Source organism: Salmonella sp. 741265050_HSA, from assembly GCF_046569445.1.
Taxonomy (GTDB): domain Bacteria; phylum Pseudomonadota; class Gammaproteobacteria; order Enterobacterales; family Enterobacteriaceae; genus Salmonella; species Salmonella enterica.
The window spans coordinates 378,987-403,663 of record NZ_JBKFSV010000001.1 but is presented as its reverse complement, the minus strand read 5'-3'; the positions used below and the strand labels follow the sequence as shown (position 1 = coordinate 403,663).

Genomic DNA, 24,677 nt, shown 5'->3' with positions numbered 1-24,677 from the left:
AGCGAACGCTGTCCGGCTGCATATACTCACTGAATCGTGCAAGCCCAACTATTTTACGTTCACCCCGTCATATTACATAGAAAATATATGACAACACTCACAAAACTATTTTCCCCTTCTGTAAGCAATTAATATTTAACACATTGACTGCGCTTCTGATTATTGACATTCATTTGGGGTTACTTCCGGTTGACCGCATAATCTGTGATTGAATTCACCGCATGACAACATTGCCATAAATACAATTCAACTCACTACCCGGAGGCAATATGTTTAAAGAAGAAAGACGTCATGCCATCATTAATTTACTGATAAAGGATAATAGTGTTAGCGTCAGTAAACTTTCAGACCTTTATAAGGTTAGCCAGGAGACTATTCGTTCCGATCTACGCTATTTCCAGAAATCAGGTATGCTTCAGCGTTGCTATGGCGGAGGGATTTTAAATCGTGACGCGCTGAGTAAGCTTATCACTGAAAATAAGATTGATATTTCCAGCACTATCGCCACGCCAATCCATCAGGATGCAAAACTGCGCCGGGAAAACACAAAAAAAGCAGGCAAGGTGTGTGTTTTAGGCTCCTTCAATATTGATGTTTCAGCAACCGTGCCGTGGTTTCCACAAAGCGGAGAATCCATTCTGGCCAGTCAATTTGGATTCTATCCTGGCGGTAAAGGAGCCAACCAGGCTTTAGCGGCGAACAATGCCGGCGCTGCGGCACATTTTATTTTTAAAGTGGGCAAAGATCAGTTCAGCGCATTTGCTATGAATCATATTATTCAATCAGGTATCGCCTCATACAGCGCGTATCAAACAGATAAAGCGCCCACCGGTAGCGCATTGATCTATGTCTCCGCCGTGGATGGCGATAATATTATCGCCATCTACCCTGGCGCCAATATGATGCTCACCACGCAAGAGATTAACGAGCAACACCGTTATATCGCCGAGTCTGACGTTATGTTAATGCAGCTCGAAACGAACATTGAAGCGTTGACTGAATTTATTCGCCTGGGAAAACAAGAAAATAAAATGATCATGCTGAATCCTGCCCCCTATACGAAACAGGTGACGCATTTATTATCTGATATTGACATCATCACGCCGAATGAAACTGAAGCCTCTTTTTTATCCGGCGTAACCATTACTGATATTAATGATGCGAAAAAAGCCGGAAATATTATTCTGCAATCCGGGGTGAAAAAAGTCATCATTACCCTTGGCGCCCGTGGCTCTCTGCTCTGTGAGCACGCCCGCACGTTGTATATTCCTGCGTGGAGCGCCGTGGTAAAAGATGCCGCTGGGGCCGGTGACGCTTTTAATGGCGCCTTAGCCGCCGCGCTGGCGCGACAAGCAGATATGGTCGCAGCCATTCAATATGCCTCCGCTTTCGCTTCTCTGGCGGTGGAACAAGTCGGTGCGTCGAGTATGCCTCAGCACTTGCAGGTTTTACATCGAATGCGTACCCAATCTAATAAAGTCATTCACATTAATTAACAGGTGACATAATGAAAATTTTATTTATTGGCGAATCCTGGCACATTCATATGATTCACTCTAAAGGTTTTGATAGCTTTACATCGAGCAAATACGAAGAAGGCGCAGACTATTTATTATCCTGCTTACGCCAGGGTAATATCGATGTGGACTACATGCCTGCCCATATTGTGCAAACTCATTTTCCACAAACCGCCGAAGCATTAGCCTGCTATGATGCGATCGTCATCAGTGATATCGGTAGCAATACGTTCCTGCTACAAAACAGAACGTTTTATAATATGGACATTATTCCTGATGCGTTACAACTTATCACGGATTATGTTGCTGAGGGCGGCGGTCTGTTGATGATCGGCGGGTATTTATCCTTTACGGGAATAGAAGCAAAAGCCAATTATAAAAATACGGTTCTGGCGGAGGTATTGCCGGTTGATATGCTGGATGTAGATGACCGCGTAGAACTACCGCAAGGATGTAAAGCAATAAATACTGCGGTAGAGCATGTTATTACCCAGCCATTTAGCGAATGGCCGCCGCTGTTGGGTTATAACAAGCTTATCGCCAAAGAAAATAGTCAAATCCTTGCTGAAATTAATGGCGATCCACTGTTAGTTATGGGTACTTACCATAAAGGGAAAGTATGTTGCTTTGCCAGTGATTGTTCACCGCACTGGGGAAGCCCGCAGTTTCTGCAATGGGAACATTACGCCACCTTCTGGTGTAATGTTTTACACACAATAAAAAAATAATATTACCCAGGCGAATATAAATTTCGCCTGCCCTGCCACACACTGAGTCATTAAGAATATGAATGATACTTATCTCTATGGCGAAATGTTTTCTGAAAACATATTGACAAGCTATCGGATTTATGGAGACAGAAAATCATTACTCACGCCGCTCATTATCCTTCATGGCGGCCCTTCTGGCGGCTTTGATTATTTATTAAATTATCGCCGTCTGGCTGATGACGGGCGCATGGTAATATTTTACGATCAATATGGTTGCGGTCGTTCAACGCATTTTCCTCATGCCGACGCGTCTTTCTGGACTATTGCGCGTTATCTCCGTCAATTAACCCAATTAATTCATCACCTGGGTATTGGACACGGGTATTCGATACTGGGACATTCCTGGGGCGGAATGCTTGCCGCAGAGCACGCCTGCTTACAGCCTGCCGGGCTTCGCGGGACGATACTGGCCAGTTCGCCGGCCAGTATCGCCCTGTGGCAACAGGAAGCCATACGGCTCTTTAACGCTCTGACGCCAATGTCCGATGACGATATCAAAAACGTCATTATGCCCGCCGTCATTTATCAAAACCCACCGGAACAGCTGGTCGCTTATTATGCCAGACACGTTTATACCCTCGCGGAAGAAGCCGTTCATGTTCAGCGATCTAATGCGCAGTTCGCCGCCGACCCTACGGGTTATCACATTTTATGGGGAACCAATGAACTGGCGGCAAATGGCAAACTTGCCGACTGGGATATTACGCCCCATTTGTGCCAGATACGCTGTCCTGTTCTGGTACTACGCGGCGAAAACGATCAGGCAACCGAGCGCGTCGTCTCGCCGCTTCTCTCTCACATTTCAGACTGCCGCGCGGTCACTATTCCCGGCAGCAGCCATAACCCACATGAAGAAAATATCGCGCCCTGCCTCGCAGCGGTAAGCGCGTTTTTACGCGACCTGGCATAAAAAGCCATTAAGGTATTTATCATGAAAAAAGTCAAAAAATTGTCTCTTACCGATTTAGTGCTTTATGGTCTGGTGTTTATGGTGCCTATCGCACCAGTCTCTCTTTATGGCGTCGTTTATAATCTTTCGCACGGTATGGTTGCGCTGGTTTATATTATTGGCGCGATCGCGATGTTTTTTACCGCGTACAGCTACTCTACCTTATCGCAGCATATCTCCTCGTCGGGTTCGGCCTATGCGTATGCTGGCGTATGTATTAATCCCGCCGTAGGGTTTCTGACCGGATGGATATTATTGCTGGATTATCTTTTGTTCCCTACGCTTGTGGCAGTGCTGGGCGGCGTCGCGGTCCACGCTATTTTACCGCAAATCCCGGTCTGGGTCTGGCCGTTGATTTATGTGGCTATTGGCACCGGAATCAACTATCTCGGGATACAGCAAACGGCGAAATTCGATAAGTTACTGGTCTTTATTCAACTCGGTATTCTGGCGATTTTCGTGCTACTCATTGTCCGTCTGATGATGCAGGACAGTAGTCAGATAACGCTTTCCTTCCGGCCTTTTTTCGATTCACAGTGGTTCACCCCAGGGCTCATCGCGACGGCGATTTCGGTGGCTGCGCTGAATTTTCTCGGCTTTGACGCTATCAGTACATTAAGTGAAGAAAGCGAAGGCGGGGGACGCGCCGTCAGTAAAGCAACGCTGTTGGCGTTAGTTTTGGCGACGGTATTGTTTATTATCGTTGTAGCGTTTGCGGCTTTCGCCACCGGTAATGTCGACCGCTTCGCGGAAGGTAATGCGACGAATGAAGCATTTTTCACCATTGCCGGCAACGTTGGCGGTATCTGGCTCAAAGTGGCGTTTTCCATCATTGTGGCGTTTGTGTGCGCCGTCGGCAACATTATTACCGCGCAAACGGCGGTGTCCAGAGTGCTATTTTCAATGGGGCGTGACCGAATGTTGCCTGCCTTCCTCGCTCACGTCCATACCACGCGTAAAACGCCAGATTATGCCATTCTGTTTACCGGCGGCGTCACCCTGCTGCTCAGCTACCTGTTTTCCGGCAAGATTGAATCTATCTCCACGCTGGTGAACTTTGGCGCGCTTTTCGCCTTTTTTGTCGTGAACCTGTGTGTGTTTATCCTGTTCAATTTCCGGATGAAAGCCCAGCGGCGCATTTTCGCCCATGTCATTTCGCCGATCATGGGGATGATCGTCATCGGCTACGTCTGTTTAAACATGAACATTCACGCTCTGGTACTCGGAATTAGCTGGGCGGCGATCGGGATAGCGATTCTGTGCTATCGAAAAGCGCATAACCAAAACATCGCCATCGACCTGGAAGGCAAAAAGTTGCTCGATTGACATTATGCGCAACAATACCCGCTGTTGCGCAACGCCGCCCCTGTTCGGGCGGCGTCATCACCAGCGACATCGTAAACAGCGTAATAACAAACCGTTGTGGATCTGCACAGATGTCTTTTGAAACAGGGTTTTCATTTTCCTTTTCTGTAAATTTCAGCGTATAATGCGCGCCAATTGTCTCTTGAATGGTTTCAGCGCATTGGACTGTAAAACTCAACGACTAAAATTATCCCCTTCCCGTTGGGCTGAAACGCGAGCACACATTCCTCTGCACGCTCTTTCGATGTCACCTATCCTTAGAGCGAGGCATCATCACTTTAGCAACACAGGCTTAGCTTCCGGGCCGTGCGCGCCCGAAGCCAGATTTCCATATCCTCCTCAACTTAAAGACTAAGACTGTCATGAAAAAGACGAAAATTGTTTGTACTATCGGTCCGAAAACCGAATCCGAAGAGATGTTAAGCAAAATGCTGGACGCGGGCATGAACGTGATGCGTCTGAACTTCTCTCATGGCGATTATGCAGAACACGGTCAGCGTATCCAGAACTTGCGCAACGTGATGAGCAAAACCGGTAAAAAAGCCGCTATTCTGCTTGATACTAAAGGGCCAGAAATCCGCACCATTAAACTGGAAGGCGGTAACGACGTTTCGCTGAAAGCGGGTCAAACCTTTACTTTTACCACCGACAAATCCGTGGTCGGTAATAATGAAATCGTTGCCGTCACCTATGAAGGCTTCACCAGCGACCTGAGCGTTGGCAATACCGTCCTGGTTGACGATGGTCTGATCGGTATGGAAGTGACCGCCATCGAAGGCAATAAAGTCATTTGTAAGGTGCTGAACAACGGCGACCTGGGCGAGAACAAAGGCGTTAACCTGCCGGGCGTTTCTATTGCTCTGCCGGCGCTGGCTGAAAAAGACAAACAGGACCTGATCTTCGGTTGCGAGCAGGGCGTTGACTTTGTTGCGGCGTCCTTTATCCGTAAACGTTCTGACGTTGTCGAAATTCGCGAACATCTGAAAGCCCACGGCGGCGAAAACATCCAGATTATCTCTAAGATCGAAAACCAGGAAGGCCTGAACAACTTCGATGAAATTCTCGAAGCTTCCGACGGCATCATGGTTGCGCGTGGCGACCTGGGCGTAGAAATCCCGGTTGAAGAAGTAATCTTTGCGCAGAAAATGATGATCGAAAAATGTATCCGCGCACGTAAAGTCGTGATCACCGCGACTCAGATGCTGGATTCTATGATCAAAAACCCGCGTCCGACCCGTGCAGAAGCAGGCGACGTTGCGAACGCCATCCTCGACGGTACGGATGCGGTTATGCTGTCCGGCGAATCCGCAAAAGGGAAATACCCGCTGGAAGCCGTTTCTATCATGGCGACCATCTGCGAACGTACCGACCGCGTCATGAACAGCCGTCTGGACTACAACAACGACAGCCGTAAACTGCGCATTACGGAAGCAGTATGCCGCGGCGCGGTAGAAACCGCCGAAAAACTGGAAGCGCCGCTGATCGTGGTAGCGACCCAGGGCGGTAAATCCGCTCGCGCCGTGCGTAAATACTTCCCGGACGCCACCATCCTGGCATTGACCACCAATGAAGTGACCGCCCGTCAGTTAGTACTGAGCAAAGGCGTGGTATCGCAGCTGGTGAAAGAAATCAATTCTACTGATGATTTCTACCGTCTGGGCAAAGATGTCGCCCTGCAAAGCGGCCTCGCCCAGAAAGGCGACGTCGTCGTGATGGTCTCCGGCGCGCTGGTTCCAAGCGGCACCACTAACACCGCCTCTGTTCACGTACTGTAATAATTGTTGTGTGAATTAATTTGTTTAAAAAAGCGCCCTTCCGGCGCTTTTTTTATTTAATCGATAGCCACTATTAATAAAAAAATCAAATCGGATTTTACTATCTAATTGCGGATTATCTAAGAAGAATCCGATGGAAGCCCCCTGTTTTCTTTCGGTTTTTTAGGGACTTTCATGCATTTCGATGCTTCTTTGAGCGAACGATCAAAAATAAGTGCATTCCCATCAAAAAAATATTCTCAACATAAAAAAGTTTGTGTAATACTTGTAACGCTACATGGAGATTAACTCAATCTAGAGGGTATTAATAATGAATCGTACTAAACTGGTACTGGGCGCGGTAATCCTGGGTTCTACTCTGCTGGCTGGTTGCTCCAGCAACGCTAAAATCGATCAGCTGTCTTCTGACGTTCAGACTCTGAACGCTAAAGTTGACCAGCTGAGCAACGACGTGAACGCAATGCGTTCCGACGTTCAGGCTGCTAAAGACGACGCAGCTCGCGCTAACCAGCGTCTGGACAACCAGGCTACTAAATACCGTAAGTAATAGTACCTGCGTAATAAAAATGGCGCACATCGTGCGCCATTTTTTTGTCCGTCGTTTGCTGCGAAGGCTACTGCGTCGCGCGCGTTTGCCCCTCTTCCCCGACAAAACCGTTCTGAGCGGATTCGACTGCGGTCGTATTTACCGCTGGCGTCTGCCCGGCGCTCACGCTGACAGGATACCCGGCTCGCCGGTATAGCGCCTTATCGACCAGGCGACTATCCACCCCTTGCGCGTTTCTGAACGCGGTAAATTCCGCAGGCAACACGTAGGGCATCGTCTGCACGTTTTGCTCTTCTTCCGGCGATAGCGGCCTGTGTACCTCTACATAACGAATGCCATTCGGCTCGACAGAGAATTTCACCGGCTGGTTAATCACTTTTACCGGCGTCCCCGTTCTGACCTGCGCAAATAACGCCTTGATGTCCGGCGCGTTCATGCGAATGCAACCGGAACTCACGCGCAGACCCACGCTATCCGGCGCGCTGGTGCCATGAATGAGATATTCCCCATTACCGTGCGCCAGACGCAGCGCATAGCGTCCCAGCGGGTTATTTGGCCCGGCAGGGATCACCGGCGGCAGCGTGATCCCCCGCTCAAGCGAACGTTGGCGTATGCCCGCCGTCGGCGTCCACGTCGGGTTGGGGATCTTTTGCCCTATCCGGGTGTCCATGACGGGAGTTTCCAGTCCCTGCAAACCGATGCCGATGGGATACACCTGAACGCGGTTTTCTCCCGGCGGGTAATAATACAACCGTAGCTCCGCGAGGTTGACGATAACGCCTTCCCTGGGCGCATCCGGCAATAGCATCTGCGAGGGAATGGTAATTAGCGTACCGGGCTTAGGCACCGGCGCAATCGTATTGTTCGCTTCAAGAATGAGCATCGCCGCCGTATCAAAACGCCGGGCGATAGCCTGCAGGTTTTTATCACCTTCCTGTACGGTATAGGTTTGATTCTGACCAATAAGACGGCTGCCTTCGGGCGGTAATGGATAATCAACCGCCCAGGCTGCCTGTAACGCGCTATACGCGCCGATAATAGTTAGCGTAATGAAAGACGCACGTTTCATACCAAACCTCCTGTATTCCTGGTGATGCCCTCTGCGACGACTGGTAGCGCTTCGCTTATCAGAACAACAAAATATACGCTCTGTCCACTCTGGATAAAGCGACGTCGCCGTCCGACAAAGGATTTGACATCAGGTAGAACGCTGTCTGTACAGTTTAGCTAAGAGTCGCGGCCTTAGCGCGAATTGCGCGAATCATTGCTTCCAGCCCCTGAGAACGAGAAGGCGTGAGGTGCTGCGTAAGCGCCATTTTTTCGAACCATGGCCGGACATCAAAATGCACAATATCCTGCGCCGTCATCTGGTGGTACAAAATAAATACCACCGCCATAAGGCCTTTAACGATCGCCGCGTCGCTGTCGCCCTGCAATTCGATAATGCCGTTGGCGTTTCGCCGCATCACGATCCACACCTGGCTCTGACAACCATGAATCGTATTTTGCGGATTACGATCCTGCGGATTTAACTCCGCCAGGCGCTGCCCCAACTCAATAATATATAAATATTTCTCTTCCCAATTAGCGCAACGCGTAAAGTTACGCAGCAATTTTTCTTTATCCGGTAGCGCAGCCATAAAACCTCACTGTTATCCCAATAAGCGGTGGATACGCGTTAATCCTGCCACCAGTCGGTCCACTTCTTCATGGGTGTTATACATCGCCAGCGAAGCCCGGCACATTGCTGGCACGCCATACCAGGCCATGAGCGGCATCGCGCAGTGATGCCCCGTTCGTACCGCGATACCGTAATTATCAAGAAAGCTGCCAACGTCGTAAGCATGGTGTTTACCCAGATTAAACGCGATGACGCCCAACCGCTGCGCCGGGCCATATAGCGTGATATCAGGCACCTGCGCCAGTTGCTCCAGCGCATAGCGCATCAGCATCTGCTCATAATCGCCAATCTTATCCAGTCCCAGCGACGTCACATAGTCAATCGCCGCGCCCAGACCGACGATGCCGCCAGTATTCGGCGTTCCCGCCTCAAAACGCCAGGGCGCTTTCGCCCATGTCGTTCCCTGCGTCAGGCTGACGGTCGAGATCATCGACCCGCCCCCTTCCCACGGCGGCATTTCTTGCAGCAACGCCTCTTTAACATACAGAATGCCGATGCCGGTCGGCCCGTAAAGTTTATGGCCGGAGAAAACGTAAAAATCGCAGTCCAGCGCCTGGACGTCAACAGCATGGTGCATCACGGCCTGGGCGCCATCCACCAGCACTTTCGCCCCATGCTGGCGCGCCAGCGCAATCATGTCCGGCAGTGGGTTTTCCGTCCCCAGCACATTGGAAACGTGGGTAATGGCCAGCAGTCGGGTCCGGTCATCGAACAGCGCAGCTAAGGTCTCCAGCCGCAGCGTACCGTCAGGATGCAATGGGATCACGCGCAGTTCGGCGCCTTTGCGCTCGCACAGCATCTGCCAGGGAACGATGTTGGCGTGATGCTCCATCTCGCTGATAATAATGTTATCCCCGGCGCGAATATTTTCCGTTCCCCAACTGTTGGCGACAAGGTTAATGCCCTCCGTCGTACCGCGCACGAACACCAGTTCTTCTGCGGAACGGGCGTTAATAAACCGCGACGCCTGCTTACGCACATTCTCCATGCTTTCGGTCGCCTGCGCGCTTAACGTATGGATACCTCGATGTACCGCAGCATAGCCGTGACGGTAGAAGGCAGATTCAGCATCAATCACCTGATTAGGTTTTTGAGCGCTGGCTGCGCTGTCCAGGTAAGCCAGCGGCAGGCCGTTAACTTCTCGCTGCAGTATGGGAAAATCCGCCCGTACTTTTTCTACAGGAAATGTCATACCAGGCCTCCGGGCAGTCGCTGGCCGATTCGCGTCAGCACCTGCTGTTTAAGGGCGCTATCATGGATAGCTTCCGTTAACTCTGCGGCAAACGCGTAAAGAATCATGTGCCGCGCCTCCTGCTGCCTGATGCCGCGTGATTGCAGATAAAACATCTGCTCATCGTCAATACGCCCGATCGTCGCGCCGTGGCTGCACTTCACGTCATCGGCATAGATCTCTAATTGCGGTTTGGTATCGACTTCAGCCAGTTTCCCCAACAACAGGTTATTATTGGTCATCTGGCCGTCGGTTTTAATGGCGTGTTGCGCCACGTTAATCAGGCCATTAAAGACCGCGCGTCCTTTGTCGCTGACGATGGTCTTGTGCAACTGGCGGCTGTTACAGTAGCCTTTGTTATGTTCCAGCCATGTCCGCGTATCGCAGACTTCATTTTTCACCGGCATCGCCAGACTATTCAGTCGAAGCGTCGCGTTTTCACCATTCAGTTGTGAGCTGCTGTGGTGACGTAGTACTGCGGCGCCCAGCAGAAAACTGTGGCTAAACGCCGAGGCGTCTGTCGCCAGCAGAAGATCGTTATGCGCAAAGTGATAGCTGGACGCATTTTCAAACGCCAGTTTGATATGGCGCAGTTGCGCATTGTCTGCAACGTTCATCGTCAGACGCGCGCCGGTAAAATGTTTTGCCGCTGTAAGGCTGACATAATGCTCAATAACCGTCGCTTCCGCGCCTTCCGCCAGCGCCAGATGGTGGCGATAATGCGCGGTATTCAGCTCGTCGCCATCCACGCCCTGCGTGATATGCATTAACAGTAGCGGCCTGGTCGGACGCTGATTTCGCCGTACCTGTATATACGTGACACATTGCGCCAGGCTTTCCGTCAGATGCAGAAAAACCTCGGGATGTACCGGCGCGGCAAGCGTCTGGCGCTCATCCCTGACGCTAACGTCAAATCCGCTGTTTTGCGTGCTATCACTGAGCTCTGGCATAAACCGACCATCGACAAACACCAGCCGCACGGCATCGATTTGCAGCGCCAACGCATCACGCTGTGCGGCGCTGATAGTCGCACACTGCTGGATAAACTGGCTATGGGTTAAGCCCTCCAGCGGCGTGTATTTCCAGTCTTCATGTTTACGCGTCGGCAATCCCAGACGTAACATCTGTTGTAAATGTTGTCTTGCCTGCTCAGTTCGACTTTCTCCTTTTTCTTCAAAGAGATGCTGCCATTGCTGTAGCGCTTTACTGCTGTTCGGTAAGCCAGCCATAACCCTGCTCCTCCAGTTGTTTGACCAGAGTAAAATCGCCGGATCGGACAATTCGCCCCTGATAGAGGACATGGACGTAATCAGGCTTGATGTAGTCCAGTATGCGCTGATAGTGGGTCACGATAATAAAAGCGCGTTTATCGTCGCGTAACGCGTTGACGCCTTCCGCCACAATTTTCAACGCATCGATATCCAGTCCGGAGTCAGACTCATCAAGGATGCACAGTTCCGGCTCCAGCACCGCCATTTGCAAAATATCATTGCGCTTTTTCTCCCCGCCGGAAAAACCGACGTTTACCGAACGGGTCAGTAAATCTTCCGGCATTTTCAGCAATGCGATCTTTTCTTCCATCAGATCCTGAAAATCAAAGCGATCCAACGACGCCTGCCCGCGGTAGGCGCGCACGGCATTCAGCGCGGTTTGCAGGAAAAACTGGTTACTGACGCCAGGGATTTCTACCGGGTACTGGAAGGCCATAAAAATCCCTTCGCCCGCCCGTTCCTCCGGCGACAGTTCAAGCAGATCTTTACCTTTGAACGTAACCGAGCCGCCGGTGACCTCATAATCTTCACGTCCCGCCAGAGTGGCGGAGAGCGTGCTTTTCCCGGAACCGTTCGGCCCCATAATGGCATGAACTTCGCCGGGGCGAATCTCCAGATTCAGGCCACGCAAAATCGCTTTTTCTTCCACACTGACCTGTAAATCTTTAATGCTTAACATGGTTTTTCCTTCATCATTAACCGACGCTGTGCTCAAGGCTAATCGCCAGCAGTTTTTGCGCTTCAACGGCGAACTCCAGCGGTAGTTCCGAGAAAACGTCTTTGCAGAAACCGTTGACGATCATCGAAATAGCGTCTTCTTCGCTGATGCCGCGTTGCAAACAATAGAAAAGCTGATCTTCACCGATGCGTGATGTCGTCGCCTCGTGCTCCAGCTGCGCGCTGTTATTGCGGCATTCAACATACGGGAACGTATGCGCGCCGCAGTCCGCGCCAATCAACATGGAGTCGCATTGGGTGAAATTTCGGGCGTTGGTTGCCGTCGGCATAATTTTTACCAGCCCACGGTAGCTGTTCTGGCTGTGGCCGGCGGAAATGCCTTTTGAGATAATGGTTGAGCGCGTGTTTTTACCGATATGGATCATTTTGGTGCCGGTGTCAGCCTGCTGATGTCCACTGGTCAGCGCAACGGAATAGAACTCGCCGATAGAATTATCACCGCGCAGGATACAGCTCGGGTATTTCCAGGTAATCGCCGAACCGGTTTCAGACTGGGTCCACGACATCTTGCTGTTTTCCCCTTCGCACAACGCCCGCTTGGTCACAAAGTTCAGAATGCCGCCCGTGTTGTTGTCGCCCGGGAACCAGTTTTGTACGGTGGAATATTTTACTTCAGCATCTTTATGGATGATCACTTCCACTACCGCGGCGTGGAGCTGATAACTGTCGCGTACGGGCGCGGAGCAGCCTTCGATATAACTCACATAGCTGCCTTCATCCGCCACCAGAATCGTGCGCTCAAACTGACCGGTTTTCTCAGCGTTAATGCGAAAATAGGTGGATAACTCCATTGGGCAACGCACGCCTTTGGGAACATAGATAAATGTCCCATCGGAAGCGACTGCCGCATTCAGCGCGGCAAAAAAGTTATCGTTCCCCGGCACGACGGTGCCAAGATATTTCCTGACCAGGTCAGGGTGATCGTGTATCGCTTCGCCAAAAGAACAGAAAATAATGCCCTGTTCCGCCAGTTTTTCACGGTATGTGGTCGCTACGGAGACCGAGTCAAAAATCGCATCGACGGCGACCTCTTTCCCTTCGCGAACCGGAACGCCAAGCTGCTCGAAGGCGTCTTCAACCTCTTTACTCAAAAAGGTATTCGCGCCCGTTTGCTGTACGGCTCCCGGCTGGGAAACGCAGTTATCGTCGCAGTTTCCGCATGATGGCGCAGAGTAATAGCTGTAGTCCTGATAGTTCAGTTTATCGTAGTGCGCCTTCAGCCAGTGCGGTTCATCCATGTCCAGCCAGGCTCTATAGGCATTGAGACGAAATTCCAGCATCCACTCAGGTTCGTTACGCTTTGCGGAAATCGCGCGCACCACCTCTTCGCTGATGCCTTTTGCCAGTTCATCAGTGGGTAATTGCGTGAAAAATCCTTCTTTGTAATTAAGGCGTCCGCCTGTCCAGATGCCGACCTCTTCCGTTGCTTCAGTATTACGAGACATAGTACCGCCTATACCCCAAAACTTTCGCCGCAGCCGCATTCGTTCTGGGCTTTGGGGTTATGAAATTTAAATAACTGGTTCAGCCCTTCCTGTACGTAATCCACTTCTGTTCCGTCAATAAAAGGCATCGCCTGTAACGGTGCGAAAAGCTTTGCGCCTTCGGCTTCAAAAACCAGATCGTCTTTATCCGGCTCCCGAACGGTATCCAGAACATAGCCGAATCCGGCACATCCCGTCTGTTTTACGCTTAACCGCACGCCCAACATGCCCGGCTGCTTTGCTGCCAGTTCACGTATGTGCGCAGCCGCCGCTGGCGTTAACGTCAGCCCTTGCCAGGGGAAGTCCTCCGGGTTAAACGTGCCTGAATGCAATTCCATAGAGTTACCTCGCGTTCTAAATCACCAGGATATAACAGCATGTTAGTGATAATGATTATCACTTCAACCCCTTAACCGCAGGGGCTTTCCAACAAATGGTCATATTGAGCGCCTTTTATTAAGCATAGACCCTGTCCGCCAGGTCATACGACAGACAAAAAATCGCTTAACATTTTGATAAGTAATGATTTATAAGACATTAACCGTTCTGACAGGTCAAAAACGAAAAGATGTATAGAAAATGACTATTTAATTAATAGGCTGTCGACATTGCCGGGCGGCGAGGTCAGAACCCCATTTTTTGTATGGATACCTGGCGTTGCGCTCTTTATAATCCGCTGCGGTTCTATAACTCAGTTTGAGCTATAGGTTTATGTAAACTCTTTCCGGCATTTCAGGTGCTGAATGAGGCAAGAGGCTTAAAATATGGTTGTTACGCTCGCGTATATCGCACTTTTTTTGGTTTTCTCGTGGGTCATCTTGAGAATTAATCAAAAAAGCGATTCCCTGTCGAAAAGCGTTTTTATCGCTATCTTTTTAGGGGCTGTTATTGGTTTATCCCTGCATTTTATTTCAGCAAATCACACTAAAACTATTATCGAATGGTATAGCATCGTCGGCAATGGTTACGTCCACCTGCTAAAACTGGTCGCTATACCGCTAATTTTTATTTCTATTCTTTCCGCCATCAATAAACTGGAAAATAGTGCCGGCATCGGAAAAATGTCGCTGACGATCGTCGGATGCATGTTATGCCTGGTGATGGTTGCCGGTTTTATCGGATTACTGACCGCTCATGTGCTGGGGCTTGACGCCAGCGCTTTTGTGCACATGCCGTCAATGTTAACTACGGAAGAAGTCAATAAGACTGCCGCGGTGTCGATTCCCCAGTTAGTGACATCGCTGATTCCGACTAATATTTTTCTTGATCTTACGGGGGCCAGAAGTGTTTCCGTTATCGGCATCGTTATCTTCACGCTAATAGCGGGGATCGCTCTGTTAAAGGTCAAAAAAGAGGCGCCGGAAGAAGGTCAGAAATTAAGCGCAGGCATTAACGCTATTCAGATCTGGGTCATGAAGATGGTACGTATCGTTATTGCATTAACGCCCTATGGCGTCATGGCATTAATGACTACCGTATTTTCATCATACCACTTTGAACAATTCGCCAGCTTACTTGGTTTTATCGGCGCCTGTTACATCGCGATTTTTATGATGTTTATCGTGCATGCCATCTTGCTGATCCTCAGCGGTAATAATCCAGCGCGTTATTTCAGAATGGTGTGGCCCGTCTTAACCTTTGCGTTTGTTTCCCGCAGCAGCGCAGCCTCTATCCCGCTGGCCATTTCCGCCCAGGAAAAATTTGGCGTACAAAGCACCATTGCCAATATTTCCGCCTCGTTTGGCTCCAGTATGGGGCAAAATGGCTGCGCCGGGATTTATCCGGCTATTATGGTAGCGATGATTGCGCCCACCATCGGCATTGATCCGCTCTCGCTACATTTTCTGGCCGCGATGTTGCCTGCCATTGCGCTAGGGTCTATTGGCGTAGCCGGCGTCGGCGGCGGCGGTACGTTCGCGGCGCTGATTGTCCTGTCGACGTTGAATTTTCCCGTTGCGCTGGTCGGTATTTTTATTGCCATCGAACCTATCGTTGATATGGCCCGCACGGCACTGAACGTTAACGGATCGATGATGTCAGGTGTGCTGGCTAACCGTATTTTGAATAATCATACGGCTGACGACATGCCAGCGGTTATTGACAGACCTTAGTTTTTTACGCGCCCGGAAAAGAAAAACCCTTAAGTCTGTTCAATACAGGCTTAAGGGTTCCGGCCCCATCCGGCGCTTATCTCCGGCACTCTTAATGGCTTAGCTCTTGAAGGGGCATAAGAATAATCTCATAAAGAGCGCGCGCCTTTTTAGCACAAATGGCGATCTGTATTTTTTTTAAACAAAATCAAGGGGGTTATCTATTACCGGGGGACAGTGTCTGGTGAGATTGCCTGGTAACATAGCCGGATGGCGGCTAACGCCTTATCCGGCCTACACAGACTTTATTAATGCACGCCCAACCGCCAGGCGAAATAGATCTCTTCTTTCAGTTCGGTTGCAGAGAGGGTGAGGAGATCGGCAAACTCTAACTCCAGCTGTTTTAAACGCTTCAAATACTGCGCGGGAGAAAGTTCGGTTTTATCACGGCGTAAAAATTCAATCGCCAGTTGGGTTGGGTCTAAATCAGTAGACATATCATCCTCGCTTATGTGTAAACGTGCACAGTATATCACCTTTTTCTGCGCACATTTTGACCAAAAGCAATATGCATCACACTTTTATGGTGACAACGTCACACAATCGCCGTAGTAAGGCGCGAAGAACAGCACAGACATCCCTGTTCATCAAAGATCTCTATCTGCCAGACCTGATGGCGAGCCCCGGTATGCAACGCTTTACAGACGCCTCGTACGCGCCCCTGACGCGCCGACCGTACATGGTTGGCATTCACCTCCAGCCCCACCACCTTTTGCTCCCCCTGCGTACACAGATAGCCTGCGACCGAGCCGATACTTTCCGCCAGCACCACAGACGCTCCGCCATGCAGCAAGCCGAACGGCTGTTTGGTGCGATGATCGACGGGCATTGTCGCTTCCAGCGTATCGTCCCCAATACGCTCAAAGCGGATATCAAGCAGGCCAACCATATTCCCTTCCCCCATCGCATTAAGCGCATCGAGGGTCACTTCACGTTTCCAGATCAACCTATAATCTCCAGTAATGCCTGCAACGGGTGACGCACGCCCGTACCTTCAATGCGTTTAACCTGGCTTCGGCAGGAATAGCCGGTTGCCAGGCAGCGGTTTCGCGGTAGACGTTGCATCGCCTGATGCCAGGATAGCTCATAAATTCCCAGCGAATTTTTATGATTGGTGAGTTCATGTCCATAAGTGCCCGCCATACCGCAGCAGCCTACGCTGACATTTTCCAGCTTCGCGCCAAAATGGGCAAAGATGGCGGCCCACTGCGCAGGCGCGCCGGGTAAAGCCGTGACTTCCGTACAATGACCAAAAAAGTACCACGGTTCGCCGCTCACCTCGACGGACAGTCTTGCATTTATTTCCTGCGCCAGCCATTCATTCACCAGCAACACATGAAAATCGCCGCGCTGTTCGCCCAGCGCCAGTTTGTATTCGTCGCGATAACACAGAACCAGCGCCGGATCGACGCCCACCATCGGCATCCCCAACGCGGCGATCCGATTAAGGAACTCAGAGGTTTTTTTCGCCGTTTTCGCAAAGCGACTAAGAAAACCTTTAATATGCTGCGCCTTACCATTCGGCGAGAACGGTAACAATACCGGCTTCCTGCCCAGTTTTTCCGCCAGGCGAATAAAGTCCGCTACGACCCGAGCGTCGTAGTAGCTGGTAAACGGGTCCTGAACCACCAGTACCGTTTTCGCTTTTTGCTCGGCGCTCATGCGCTCCAGTTGCTCAAGCGTCATATTGGCGGACGGATGGCCCACCAGTTGCTGTTGCAATGAAGGGGCAGAAAGCAGAGGTAAATCCACCATACCGATATGTTTTTTCGCCAGATTGCGAACCACCGGTTGGTTAATAAAAAAGTTAAAGGTCTTTGGCGCACGCGCCATCAGCGGCGCGTAGGTCTCGACCGTCGCCACCAGATGATCGCGTACCGGACGCAGATAACGCGTATGGTAAAGCTGTAAGAAACGTGAACGAAACTCCGGAACATCGATTTTAATTGGACACTGGGTCGTACAGGCTTTACACGCCAGACAGCCGGACATGGCCTCTTTAACTTCATGGGAAAAGTCATACTCGCCTTTGCGTTTGTGCCAACTATTCCGGGTGCGGGCAATCAGCGTGCGTAAGCTGGCGCGTTTTTCTGGCAACTCCTTTTCCAGCTTCAACGGATCGACGCCGCGATCGGCCAATAGACGGAGCCATTCCCGCACCAGCGTCGCCCGCCCTTTCGGCGAGTGGATCCGGTTAAGGCTAATTTTCATCGACGGGCACATTGGGCTTTTCGCATCGAAATTAAAGCACAGGCCGTTACCATTACACTCCATAGCGCCGCGCCAGGTCTGCCGTACCGCCAGCGGGATTTGCCGATCCCAGGTGCCGCGTTTTACCGCATCCACCTTCATCATCGGCGCCTCTATCCCTTGCGGCGGACAGATTTTACCCGGGTTAAGTCGATTATGCGGATCAAAAGCCGCTTTTATTTTGCGCAGCTCGCCATACAGAACTTCGCCGAAAAAGGCCGGGCTGTATTCCGCACGAAAACCTTTTCCATGCTCGCCCCACAACAGCCCGCCGTATCTGGCGGTCAGCGCGACGACCTCATCGGAGATCTGTTTCATCAACAGTTCCTGCTGCGGATCGCACATATCCAGCGCCGGACGCACATGCAGCACCCCGGCATCCACGTGGCCGAACATGCCGTAACTTAAGCCATGACCATCCAGCAGGGCGCGAAATTCGGCGATGTAATCGGCCAGATGTTCAGGCGGCACGCAGGTATCTTCCGCAAAAGGAATCGGTTTGGCAGCGCCTTTCGCATTACCCAGCAGCCCTACCGCTTTTTTACGCATCGCGTAAATACGCTCAATACCCGTCAAATCGGTACAAAGTTGCCAGCCGATCACGCCCGCTTCCGCACGCGCCATCAGGCCATTCAGTCGGTGGCACAGCGCCTCGACCTGTCCGTCAATAAGCGCTTCATCGTCACCCGCGAATTCCACGATATTCAGGCCAAGCATCTCTTTATCCGGCACATCGGTAATCAATTCGCTAACGGAGTGCCAGACAATATCTTCCCGCGCGAGGTTAAGGACTTTGGAATCGACCGTCTCGACGGATAAGGCGCGCGCATCAACCATAAAAGGGGCGTTACGCAGCGCGGAATCAAAGGAGTCGTATTTTACATTTACCAGACGGCGGACTTTGGGTATCGGGGTAATATCCAGCCGGGCTTCAGTAATAAACGCCAGCGTCCCTTCCGACCCCGTTAAGATGCGGGTAAGATCGAAGCGGGTCATGTCATCGTTAAAGACGTGGCGTAAATCGTAGCCTGTCAGGAAACGATTGAGCTTTGGAAAGCTATCGAGGATAAGTTGACGGTTTTCCAGGCAGGACTGATAGACGGTCTGATAGATGCGGCCTGGCATCGTCGTGTTTTCACCCAGCGTCCGGGCAAGCTCTACGGGCATCGATTGCGTGTCAAGGATATCGCCCCCCAACAATACGGCCCGTATGCCTAAGACGTGATCTGACGTTTTCCCATAGACCAGCGAACCCTGACCAGAGGCATCGGTATTAATCATACCGCCAAGCGTGGCGCGATTACTGGTGGAAAGTTCCGGCGCAAAAAAATAGCCATACGGCTTTAACGCCTGATTAAGCTGATCTTTTATCACCCCCGCCTCTACCCGCACCCATCCCTCTTCAGGATTAATTTCAATAATGCGGTTCATATAGCGGGACATATCAACAATGATGCCCTGGTTTAGCGCCTGGCCATTCGTGCCAGTACCGCCGCCTCGCGGGGTAAATATCAGCGACATAAAGCGCGGCTCCGCCGCCAGACGGGCAAGAAGCGCGACATCCGCCGTAGAACGGGGAAACACAACAGCATCGGGAAGAAGCTGGTAGATACTGTTATCGGTCGACATTGTCAGACGGTCGGCATAGCTGGTTGCCGTATCGCCCGTAAACCCTTGCTGCTCCAGCGCCTGCAAAAAATTGAGCACCAGCTGAACGACGCCGGGTGCCTGAGAAATTTGTGGAATCATTATATTGACCTTTTCCTGCGGTCTATGTTGTGAACGGTGGCGCCCAACCCGGCGAGCGCGAGCGGTCTACGCACAGGAAGGGATGCTTAATCGTTTGCGTGTTGCGTTATTTGTTGTATCACATTTTTTTCCTGTGCGCCCAACAGAATTACATGCAGAATCGGCCTGTTAAAAACCGCTGAAATTGCTCATCATTATAGGGTGTGGTTTGCATGTTCACGTCGCGCCAACGTTCTGGCGCAAAGACAAAGGTGAAAAGTATTTATGGTAAATGTTCGTCAGCCCAGGGATATTGCGCAAGTGCTGCTATCGGTGCTGTTTTTAGCCATCATGATTGTGGCTTGTTTGTGGATAGTACAGCCTTTTATTTTGGGGTTTGCATGGGCAGGTACGATTGTTATCGCGACCTGGCCCGTTTTGCTGAAATTACAAAAAATATTGTGGGGCCGCCGCTCGCTTGCCGTACTGGTCATGACGCTGCTGTTAGTGCTGCTCTTCGTTATTCCCGTCGCCTTGCTGGTGAACAGCATTGTCGACGGTAGCGGCCCGCTCATCCATGCAGTGACCGGCGGCGATATGACGCTACCCGATCTGGCATGGTTAAATAATATTCCGTTGGTTGGCGCCAAACTGTATGCCGGATGGCATAGCCTGCTGGATATGGGCGGTAGCGCTATTATGGCGAAAGTGCGGCCTTATATCGGCACAACCACGACCTGGTTTGTCGGTCAGGCGGCGCATATCGGACGCTTTATGATGCACTGCGCCCTGATGCTGTTGTTTAGCGCCCTGCTTTACTGGCGCGGCGAACAAGTGGCGATGGGAATACGCCATTTTGCCTGTCGTCTCGCGGCTAAACGCGGCGATGCGGCGGTTCTGCTGGCTGCCCAGGCGATCCGCGCCGTGGCGCTTGGCGTGGTGGTCACCGCGCTGGTACAGGCGGTACTTGGCGGCATCGGGCTGGCGATTTCCGGCGTGCCTTACGCTACCCTGTTGACGGTAGTGATGATCCTTTCGTGTCTGGTTCAGTTGGGGCCGTTACCGGTATTGATTCCAGCCATTATCTGGCTTTACTGGACAGGCGACACCACCTGGGGCACCGTGCTGCTGGTTTGGAGCGCCGTCGTCGGCACTCTGGATAACGTGATTCGCCCGGTACTCATCCGCATGGGTGCCGATTTACCGCTGCTTCTGATCCTTTCCGGGGTAATCGGCGGCCTGATTGCATTCGGTATGATTGGTCTGTTTATTGGACCGGTGCTTCTGGCCGTGACCTGGCGTTTGTTCTCCGCATGGGTACATGAAGTTCCGGCGCCGACGAATGAACCAGAGGAGATCCTTGAAGAGCTGGATGACATCGAGGAAGCCAACAAGCAGTCATAATCCCGTCGGGCGGCATTGCCGCCCGATGCTTTAGCGACGTTTATCAATTCAACGCACACCTCATTTTGATTCGCCCGTCTGTTCCCCGCCGCATCTCATTTCTGTCGCAAATCCGTTACAGTTTTTAAACTATTGAGACGAATCTGATCGACGCAAAAAGTGCTCATGCCTACTATTAGCACACGGTTATAAATCAACACATTGATTTATAAGCATGGAAATCCCCTGAGTGAAACAACGAATTGCTGTGTGTAGTCTTTGCCCGTCTCCTACGATGGGCTTTTTTTTTAACTTTTTTCGCTGCATTGTTACATAAGCCAGCTCCCGTTTCCCTTCAACACCGCGATATCTGCAACGAACAAATAATATTGCACAAAATAGTGTGATTCTGTTCAAGTCGAAACGGTGTCGGTGGTGCTATTTATAGCATCACTTTTTTCATATAAAAGCCTAAAAAATGATGAACGCGTTAGAACTACAAGCACTACGGCGTATTTTTGATATGACGATTGAAGAATGCACAATCTATATCACCCAGGATAATAATTCGGCAACCTGGCAACGATGGGAAGCTGGCGACACTCCCATCTCTCCAGAAATCATTGCCAGGCTGAAGGAAATGAAAGCCAAGAGACAGCGACGAATTAACGCCATTGTTGACAAAATAAATAACCGCATCGGCAATAATACAATGCGTTACTTCCCTGATTTATCTTCTTTTCAGTCCATTTATACAGAGGGTGATTTTATCGAGTGGAAAATTTATCAATCTGTTGCTGCCGAACTTTTCGCACATGATCTGGAGCGGCTGTGTTAGACGTAAACTTTATCGCCGCATCGTATTGATACCGGATAAAAAACCACACAATCACGACATTGACTTGTCACCCTATCCAATATGCTTCCTGCCTGTGTATACCACTGTAACGTTCAGGCGGCATCTCTGAGTCAGATAATATGAAAAATCGTTATTTCCCTACCGCTGTAGGGTTGTATTTTAATTACTTTGTACATGGCATGGGGGTTATCCTGATGAGCCTGAACATGTCATCGCTTGAACAGCAATGGCATACCAGTGCCGCAGGCGTATCTATTGTGATCTCTTCGCTTGGTATTGGCCGGCTAAGCGTTTTGTTAATCGCCGGTATGCTTTCCGATCGCTTTGGTCGCCGTCCTTTTATCATTCTGGGGACCGCCTGTTACCTGATTTTTTTCATTGGCATTCTTTATGCTCAGACGATTTTTGTCGCTTATGCCTGTGGCTTTTTAGCGGGTATGGCCAACAGTTTTTTAGATGCAGGTACCTATCCCAGTTTGATGGAAGCCTTCCCTCGCTCCCCCAGTACGGCAAATATTCTGATCAAAGCATTTGTCTCTGGCGGGCAATTCTTGTTGCCCATTATTATCAGTTTATTAGTCTGGGCTAATATGTGGTTTGGCTGGTCCTTCCTGCTTGCCGGGGCAATCATGCTTATTAATGCTCTGTTTTTATTACGCTGCCCTTTTCCACCCTATCCTGGTCGGATATTGAAACCCAAAATCTCGCAAGCGCCTGCTGCAGGCGTACATCATTGCTCCCTCATCGATCTGATCAGCTACACCCTTTATGGCTATATCTCGATGGCAACCTTTTACCTTATCAGCCAGTGGCTGGCGCAGTATGGACAGTTCGTCGCAGGAATGTCGTATACCCAATCCATCAAACTGTTAAGTATTTATACCTGCGGCTCGCTACTGTGCGTTTTTATAACCGCCCCGCTGGTCAGAAAAACAATTCGCTCTACCACATTATTGATGTTTTATACCTTTATCTCTTTTATTGCGCTTCTGACGGTCTGCCTGCATCCTCAGGCCTATGTTGTTATGATCTTCGCATTCGTCATTGGATTCTCTTCCGCCGGTGGCGTAGTACAAATCGGCCTGACGCTGATGGCGGCCCGTTTTCCACAGGAGAAAGGTAAAGCGACCGGCATTTATTACAGCGCCGGCAGTATCGCGACGTTCACTATTCCGTTGATCACAGCGCGGATTTCAGAAATGAGCATTGCACATATTATGTGGTTTGATACCGGTATCGCCGCAGCGGGATTTCTCCTCGCACTGTTCATCGGTTACCGAAGTCGGGCTGAATCACAACATCACGCTGAAGCAGCGTCAACTGCGCAATAAATGTTAGCGTGCCAGTTGCAATATTATTGCCTTGCTATGCAAAATAAAACGTTAGCCATTATCACCGGGAAACAAAAAATGTAATTTTCGTGTTAATTATTATTCATTATCTTCACACTTATCAGAAAAATTGCGATGAGCATCACGAGTTATATGTATTAAACAACAAATTCGCAGCAATTTTTATATTTCCTGGCTAACAAATGAAATGCTATCAATGCAATAAACCTGGCATTTTAAACGCCATGTTATGTACATATAACGACAGTACCGAATTATAGTGTTACTGAACAATCGCTGCATGTAGTAAAGCAGTAATAAGCAGGACATTGAATCAAACCATTAGCAAGGAGCTGTGAACAAATGTCTCAGAACAAGGCTCGCAACATGCCATATTTGCTGGCTGTTATCTGCATTTATTTTAGTTACTTTCTCCACGGCATGAGTGTTATTACACTAGCCCAGAACATGACCTCCCTTGCACATAAATTCTCTACGGATAGTGCCGGTATTGCCTATTTAATCTCTGGCATTGGTCTTGGCCGTCTGGTCAGTATTTTATTCTTTGGCGTACTGTCCGATAAATTTGGCCGTCGGGCAATAATACTGCTTGGCGCCGTACTATATATGCTGTTTTTCTTCGGTATTCCCGCCAGTCCTAACCTGATGATCGCTTTCATATTAGCGGTGTGTGTCGGCGTGGCGAACTCCGCGCTGGATACCGGCGGATACCCTGCATTAATGGAGTGTTTTCCCAAAGCATCGGGCTCGGCAGTTATTCTGGTTAAAGCGATGGTCTCTTTTGGGCAAATGATTTACCCCCTTATCGTCAGCGCCTTGTTAGTCAACCATATCTGGTACGGCTACGCGGTGGTAATCCCCGGTATCCTTTTCGTCCTCATCACGTTGATGCTGTTGAAAAGCCGTTTTCCCAGCCAACTTGTCGATGCCAGTATTGCAAAAGAATTACCCCAGATGAACAGTACTCCCCTCGTCTGGCTGGAAGGCGTAGCTTCCGTTTTATTTGGCGTCGCCGCGTTCTCAACCTTCTATGTGATTGTGGTCTGGATGCCTAAATATGCGATGGCCTTCGCCGGAATGGCGGAATCCGACGCGCTGAAAACCATCTCTTATTACAGTATGGGATCGTTGGTTTGCGTGTTTATTTTTGCCGCATTGCTGAAAAAAATGGTTCGCCCTATCTGGGCCAATGTTTTCAATGCCGGGCTGGCGACACTCACCGCTGCGGCAATTTACCTGTATCCCTCTCCACTGATCTGTAATGCTGGCGCCTTCGTGATTGGTTTTTCCGCTGCTGGAGGTATTTTACAATTAGGTGTATCGGTAATGTCGGAATTTTTCCCTAAGAGTAAAGCTAAAGTCACCAGTATATATATGATGATGGGGGGCGTAGCTAACTTTATTATTCCACTGATCACCGGTTATCTCTCTACTATTGGCCTGCAATATATCATTTTGTTAGATTTTGCCTTTGCACTACTGACATTTATCACCGCCATTATTGTATTTATTCGCTATTATCGCGTATTTAAGATCCCGCAAAACGATGTCCGATTTGGCGAGCGTTATTTCCAGTAAAAATGTTAACGATGCGCAACAGGCATGCGCCCTGCTCTGCACTGTCCAC

21 protein-coding genes and 1 other RNA gene are annotated in these 24,677 nt (G+C 50.2%); 12 read left to right on the top strand and 10 right to left on the bottom strand.

The annotated features are described in order from the left end of the window. Window positions 1–269 precede the first annotated feature (269 nt). The 6 genes from ACLD4F_RS01965 to lpp all read left to right on the top strand — a co-directional run bounded on the left by ACLD4F_RS01965 (window position 270) and on the right by lpp (window position 6,923). Complete coding sequence (locus ACLD4F_RS01965) at window positions 270–1,496, top strand: PfkB family carbohydrate kinase (protein WP_000471815.1); 1,227 nt, start codon at window positions 270–272, stop codon at window positions 1,494–1,496. Between the two features lie 11 nt (window positions 1,497–1,507). Next, window positions 1,508–2,245 (top strand): glutamine amidotransferase, encoded by a 738-nt coding sequence (locus tag ACLD4F_RS01960; RefSeq protein ID WP_411010649.1) that lies wholly within the window; start codon window positions 1,508–1,510, stop codon window positions 2,243–2,245. 58 nt (window positions 2,246–2,303) lie between these two features. Further along, the gene (locus ACLD4F_RS01955) at window positions 2,304–3,197 is read left to right on the top strand and encodes a proline iminopeptidase-family hydrolase (RefSeq protein ID WP_001000508.1); all 894 of its coding nucleotides are present in this window, start codon (window positions 2,304–2,306) and stop codon (window positions 3,195–3,197) included. A gap of 21 nt (window positions 3,198–3,218) precedes the next feature. After that, on the top strand, window positions 3,219–4,562 hold the full coding sequence (locus tag ACLD4F_RS01950; protein WP_183059088.1) for an APC family permease: 1,344 nt from the start codon (window positions 3,219–3,221) through the stop codon (window positions 4,560–4,562). Between the two features lie 401 nt (window positions 4,563–4,963). Beyond that, window positions 4,964–6,376 carry a pyruvate kinase PykF gene (gene pykF, locus ACLD4F_RS01945; protein WP_000751447.1) on the top strand — a complete coding sequence of 471 codons (1,413 nt, stop codon included), beginning with the start codon at window positions 4,964–4,966 and terminating at the stop codon, window positions 6,374–6,376. 310 nt (window positions 6,377–6,686) lie between these two features. Next, window positions 6,687–6,923 carry a murein lipoprotein Lpp gene (gene lpp / locus ACLD4F_RS01940; RefSeq protein ID WP_001082307.1) on the top strand — a complete coding sequence of 79 codons (237 nt, stop codon included), beginning with the start codon at window positions 6,687–6,689 and terminating at the stop codon, window positions 6,921–6,923. A 67-nt stretch (window positions 6,924–6,990) separates the two neighbouring features. Here the strand turns inward: lpp and ACLD4F_RS01935 are convergent, their stop codons facing one another. The 7 genes from ACLD4F_RS01935 to sufA all read right to left on the bottom strand — a co-directional run bounded on the left by ACLD4F_RS01935 (window position 6,991) and on the right by sufA (window position 13,666). Beyond that, the gene (locus tag ACLD4F_RS01935; RefSeq protein ID WP_000817059.1) at window positions 6,991–7,992 is read right to left on the bottom strand and encodes a L,D-transpeptidase family protein; all 1,002 of its coding nucleotides are present in this window, start codon (window positions 7,990–7,992) and stop codon (window positions 6,991–6,993) included. A 154-nt stretch (window positions 7,993–8,146) separates the two neighbouring features. Next, a complete protein-coding gene (gene sufE / locus ACLD4F_RS01930) occupies window positions 8,147–8,563 on the bottom strand; it encodes a cysteine desulfuration protein SufE (RefSeq protein WP_000729470.1) in 417 nt (138 codons plus the stop codon). A gap of 12 nt (window positions 8,564–8,575) precedes the next feature. Beyond that, a complete protein-coding gene (gene sufS / locus ACLD4F_RS01925) occupies window positions 8,576–9,796 on the bottom strand; it encodes a cysteine desulfurase SufS (protein WP_076726474.1) in 1,221 nt (406 codons plus the stop codon). Continuing rightward, window positions 9,793–11,064 carry a Fe-S cluster assembly protein SufD gene (sufD, locus tag ACLD4F_RS01920; RefSeq protein WP_023218246.1) on the bottom strand — a complete coding sequence of 424 codons (1,272 nt, stop codon included), beginning with the start codon at window positions 11,062–11,064 and terminating at the stop codon, window positions 9,793–9,795. Before sufD ends, sufS begins: the two co-directional genes overlap by 4 nt. Continuing rightward, window positions 11,039–11,785 (bottom strand): Fe-S cluster assembly ATPase SufC, encoded by a 747-nt coding sequence (gene sufC, locus ACLD4F_RS01915; protein WP_000948902.1) that lies wholly within the window; start codon window positions 11,783–11,785, stop codon window positions 11,039–11,041. The genes sufD and sufC overlap by 26 nt, the downstream gene beginning before the upstream one ends. Window positions 11,786–11,801: 16 nt before the next feature. Next, window positions 11,802–13,289, bottom strand: coding sequence for a Fe-S cluster assembly protein SufB (gene sufB, locus ACLD4F_RS01910; protein WP_000089375.1), 1,488 nt, complete (start codon window positions 13,287–13,289; stop codon window positions 11,802–11,804). Between the two features lie 8 nt (window positions 13,290–13,297). Beyond that, window positions 13,298–13,666, bottom strand: coding sequence for a Fe-S cluster assembly scaffold SufA (gene sufA / locus ACLD4F_RS01905; protein WP_000418973.1), 369 nt, complete (start codon window positions 13,664–13,666; stop codon window positions 13,298–13,300). 426 nt (window positions 13,667–14,092) lie between these two features. Here sufA and ACLD4F_RS01900 point away from each other — a divergent pair, with 426 nt between their 5' ends. Continuing rightward, window positions 14,093–15,439, top strand: coding sequence for an L-cystine transporter (locus tag ACLD4F_RS01900; RefSeq protein ID WP_000261861.1), 1,347 nt, complete (start codon window positions 14,093–14,095; stop codon window positions 15,437–15,439). 287 nt (window positions 15,440–15,726) lie between these two features. Here the strand turns inward: ACLD4F_RS01900 and ACLD4F_RS01895 are convergent, their stop codons facing one another. The 3 genes from ACLD4F_RS01895 to ACLD4F_RS01885 form a co-directional block, all read right to left on the bottom strand. After that, the gene (locus tag ACLD4F_RS01895; RefSeq protein WP_001537749.1) at window positions 15,727–15,915 is read right to left on the bottom strand and encodes a YdiH family protein; all 189 of its coding nucleotides are present in this window, start codon (window positions 15,913–15,915) and stop codon (window positions 15,727–15,729) included. 98 nt (window positions 15,916–16,013) lie between these two features. Continuing rightward, on the bottom strand, window positions 16,014–16,424 hold the full coding sequence (menI, locus tag ACLD4F_RS01890; RefSeq protein WP_208211071.1) for a 1,4-dihydroxy-2-naphthoyl-CoA hydrolase: 411 nt from the start codon (window positions 16,422–16,424) through the stop codon (window positions 16,014–16,016). Further along, entirely contained in the window at window positions 16,421–19,477 is a 3,057-nt protein-coding gene (locus ACLD4F_RS01885; protein ID WP_411010648.1) for an FAD-binding and (Fe-S)-binding domain-containing protein, read from the bottom strand. The genes menI and ACLD4F_RS01885 overlap by 4 nt, the downstream gene beginning before the upstream one ends. A 264-nt stretch (window positions 19,478–19,741) precedes the next feature. Between ACLD4F_RS01885 and ydiK the strand changes: the two genes are divergently transcribed. From ydiK to ACLD4F_RS01860, 5 genes are all read left to right on the top strand, one after another. Beyond that, a complete protein-coding gene (gene ydiK, locus ACLD4F_RS01880; protein ID WP_000248613.1) occupies window positions 19,742–20,860 on the top strand; it encodes an AI-2E family transporter YdiK in 1,119 nt (372 codons plus the stop codon). A 182-nt stretch (window positions 20,861–21,042) separates the two neighbouring features. Next, window positions 21,043–21,150: antisense sRNA RprA (gene rprA / locus ACLD4F_RS01875), an RNA gene on the top strand. A gap of 167 nt (window positions 21,151–21,317) precedes the next feature. Further along, window positions 21,318–21,677: a YdiL family protein gene (locus tag ACLD4F_RS01870; RefSeq protein WP_000980454.1), complete on the top strand. Its 360-nt coding sequence runs from the start codon at window positions 21,318–21,320 to the stop codon at window positions 21,675–21,677. Window positions 21,678–21,817: 140 nt separating this feature from the next. Next, window positions 21,818–23,029 (top strand): MFS transporter, encoded by a 1,212-nt coding sequence (locus ACLD4F_RS01865; protein ID WP_000797664.1) that lies wholly within the window; start codon window positions 21,818–21,820, stop codon window positions 23,027–23,029. 363 nt (window positions 23,030–23,392) lie between these two features. Beyond that, window positions 23,393–24,628: an MFS transporter gene (locus ACLD4F_RS01860; RefSeq protein WP_079944255.1), complete on the top strand. Its 1,236-nt coding sequence runs from the start codon at window positions 23,393–23,395 to the stop codon at window positions 24,626–24,628. Window positions 24,629–24,677 lie beyond the last annotated feature (49 nt).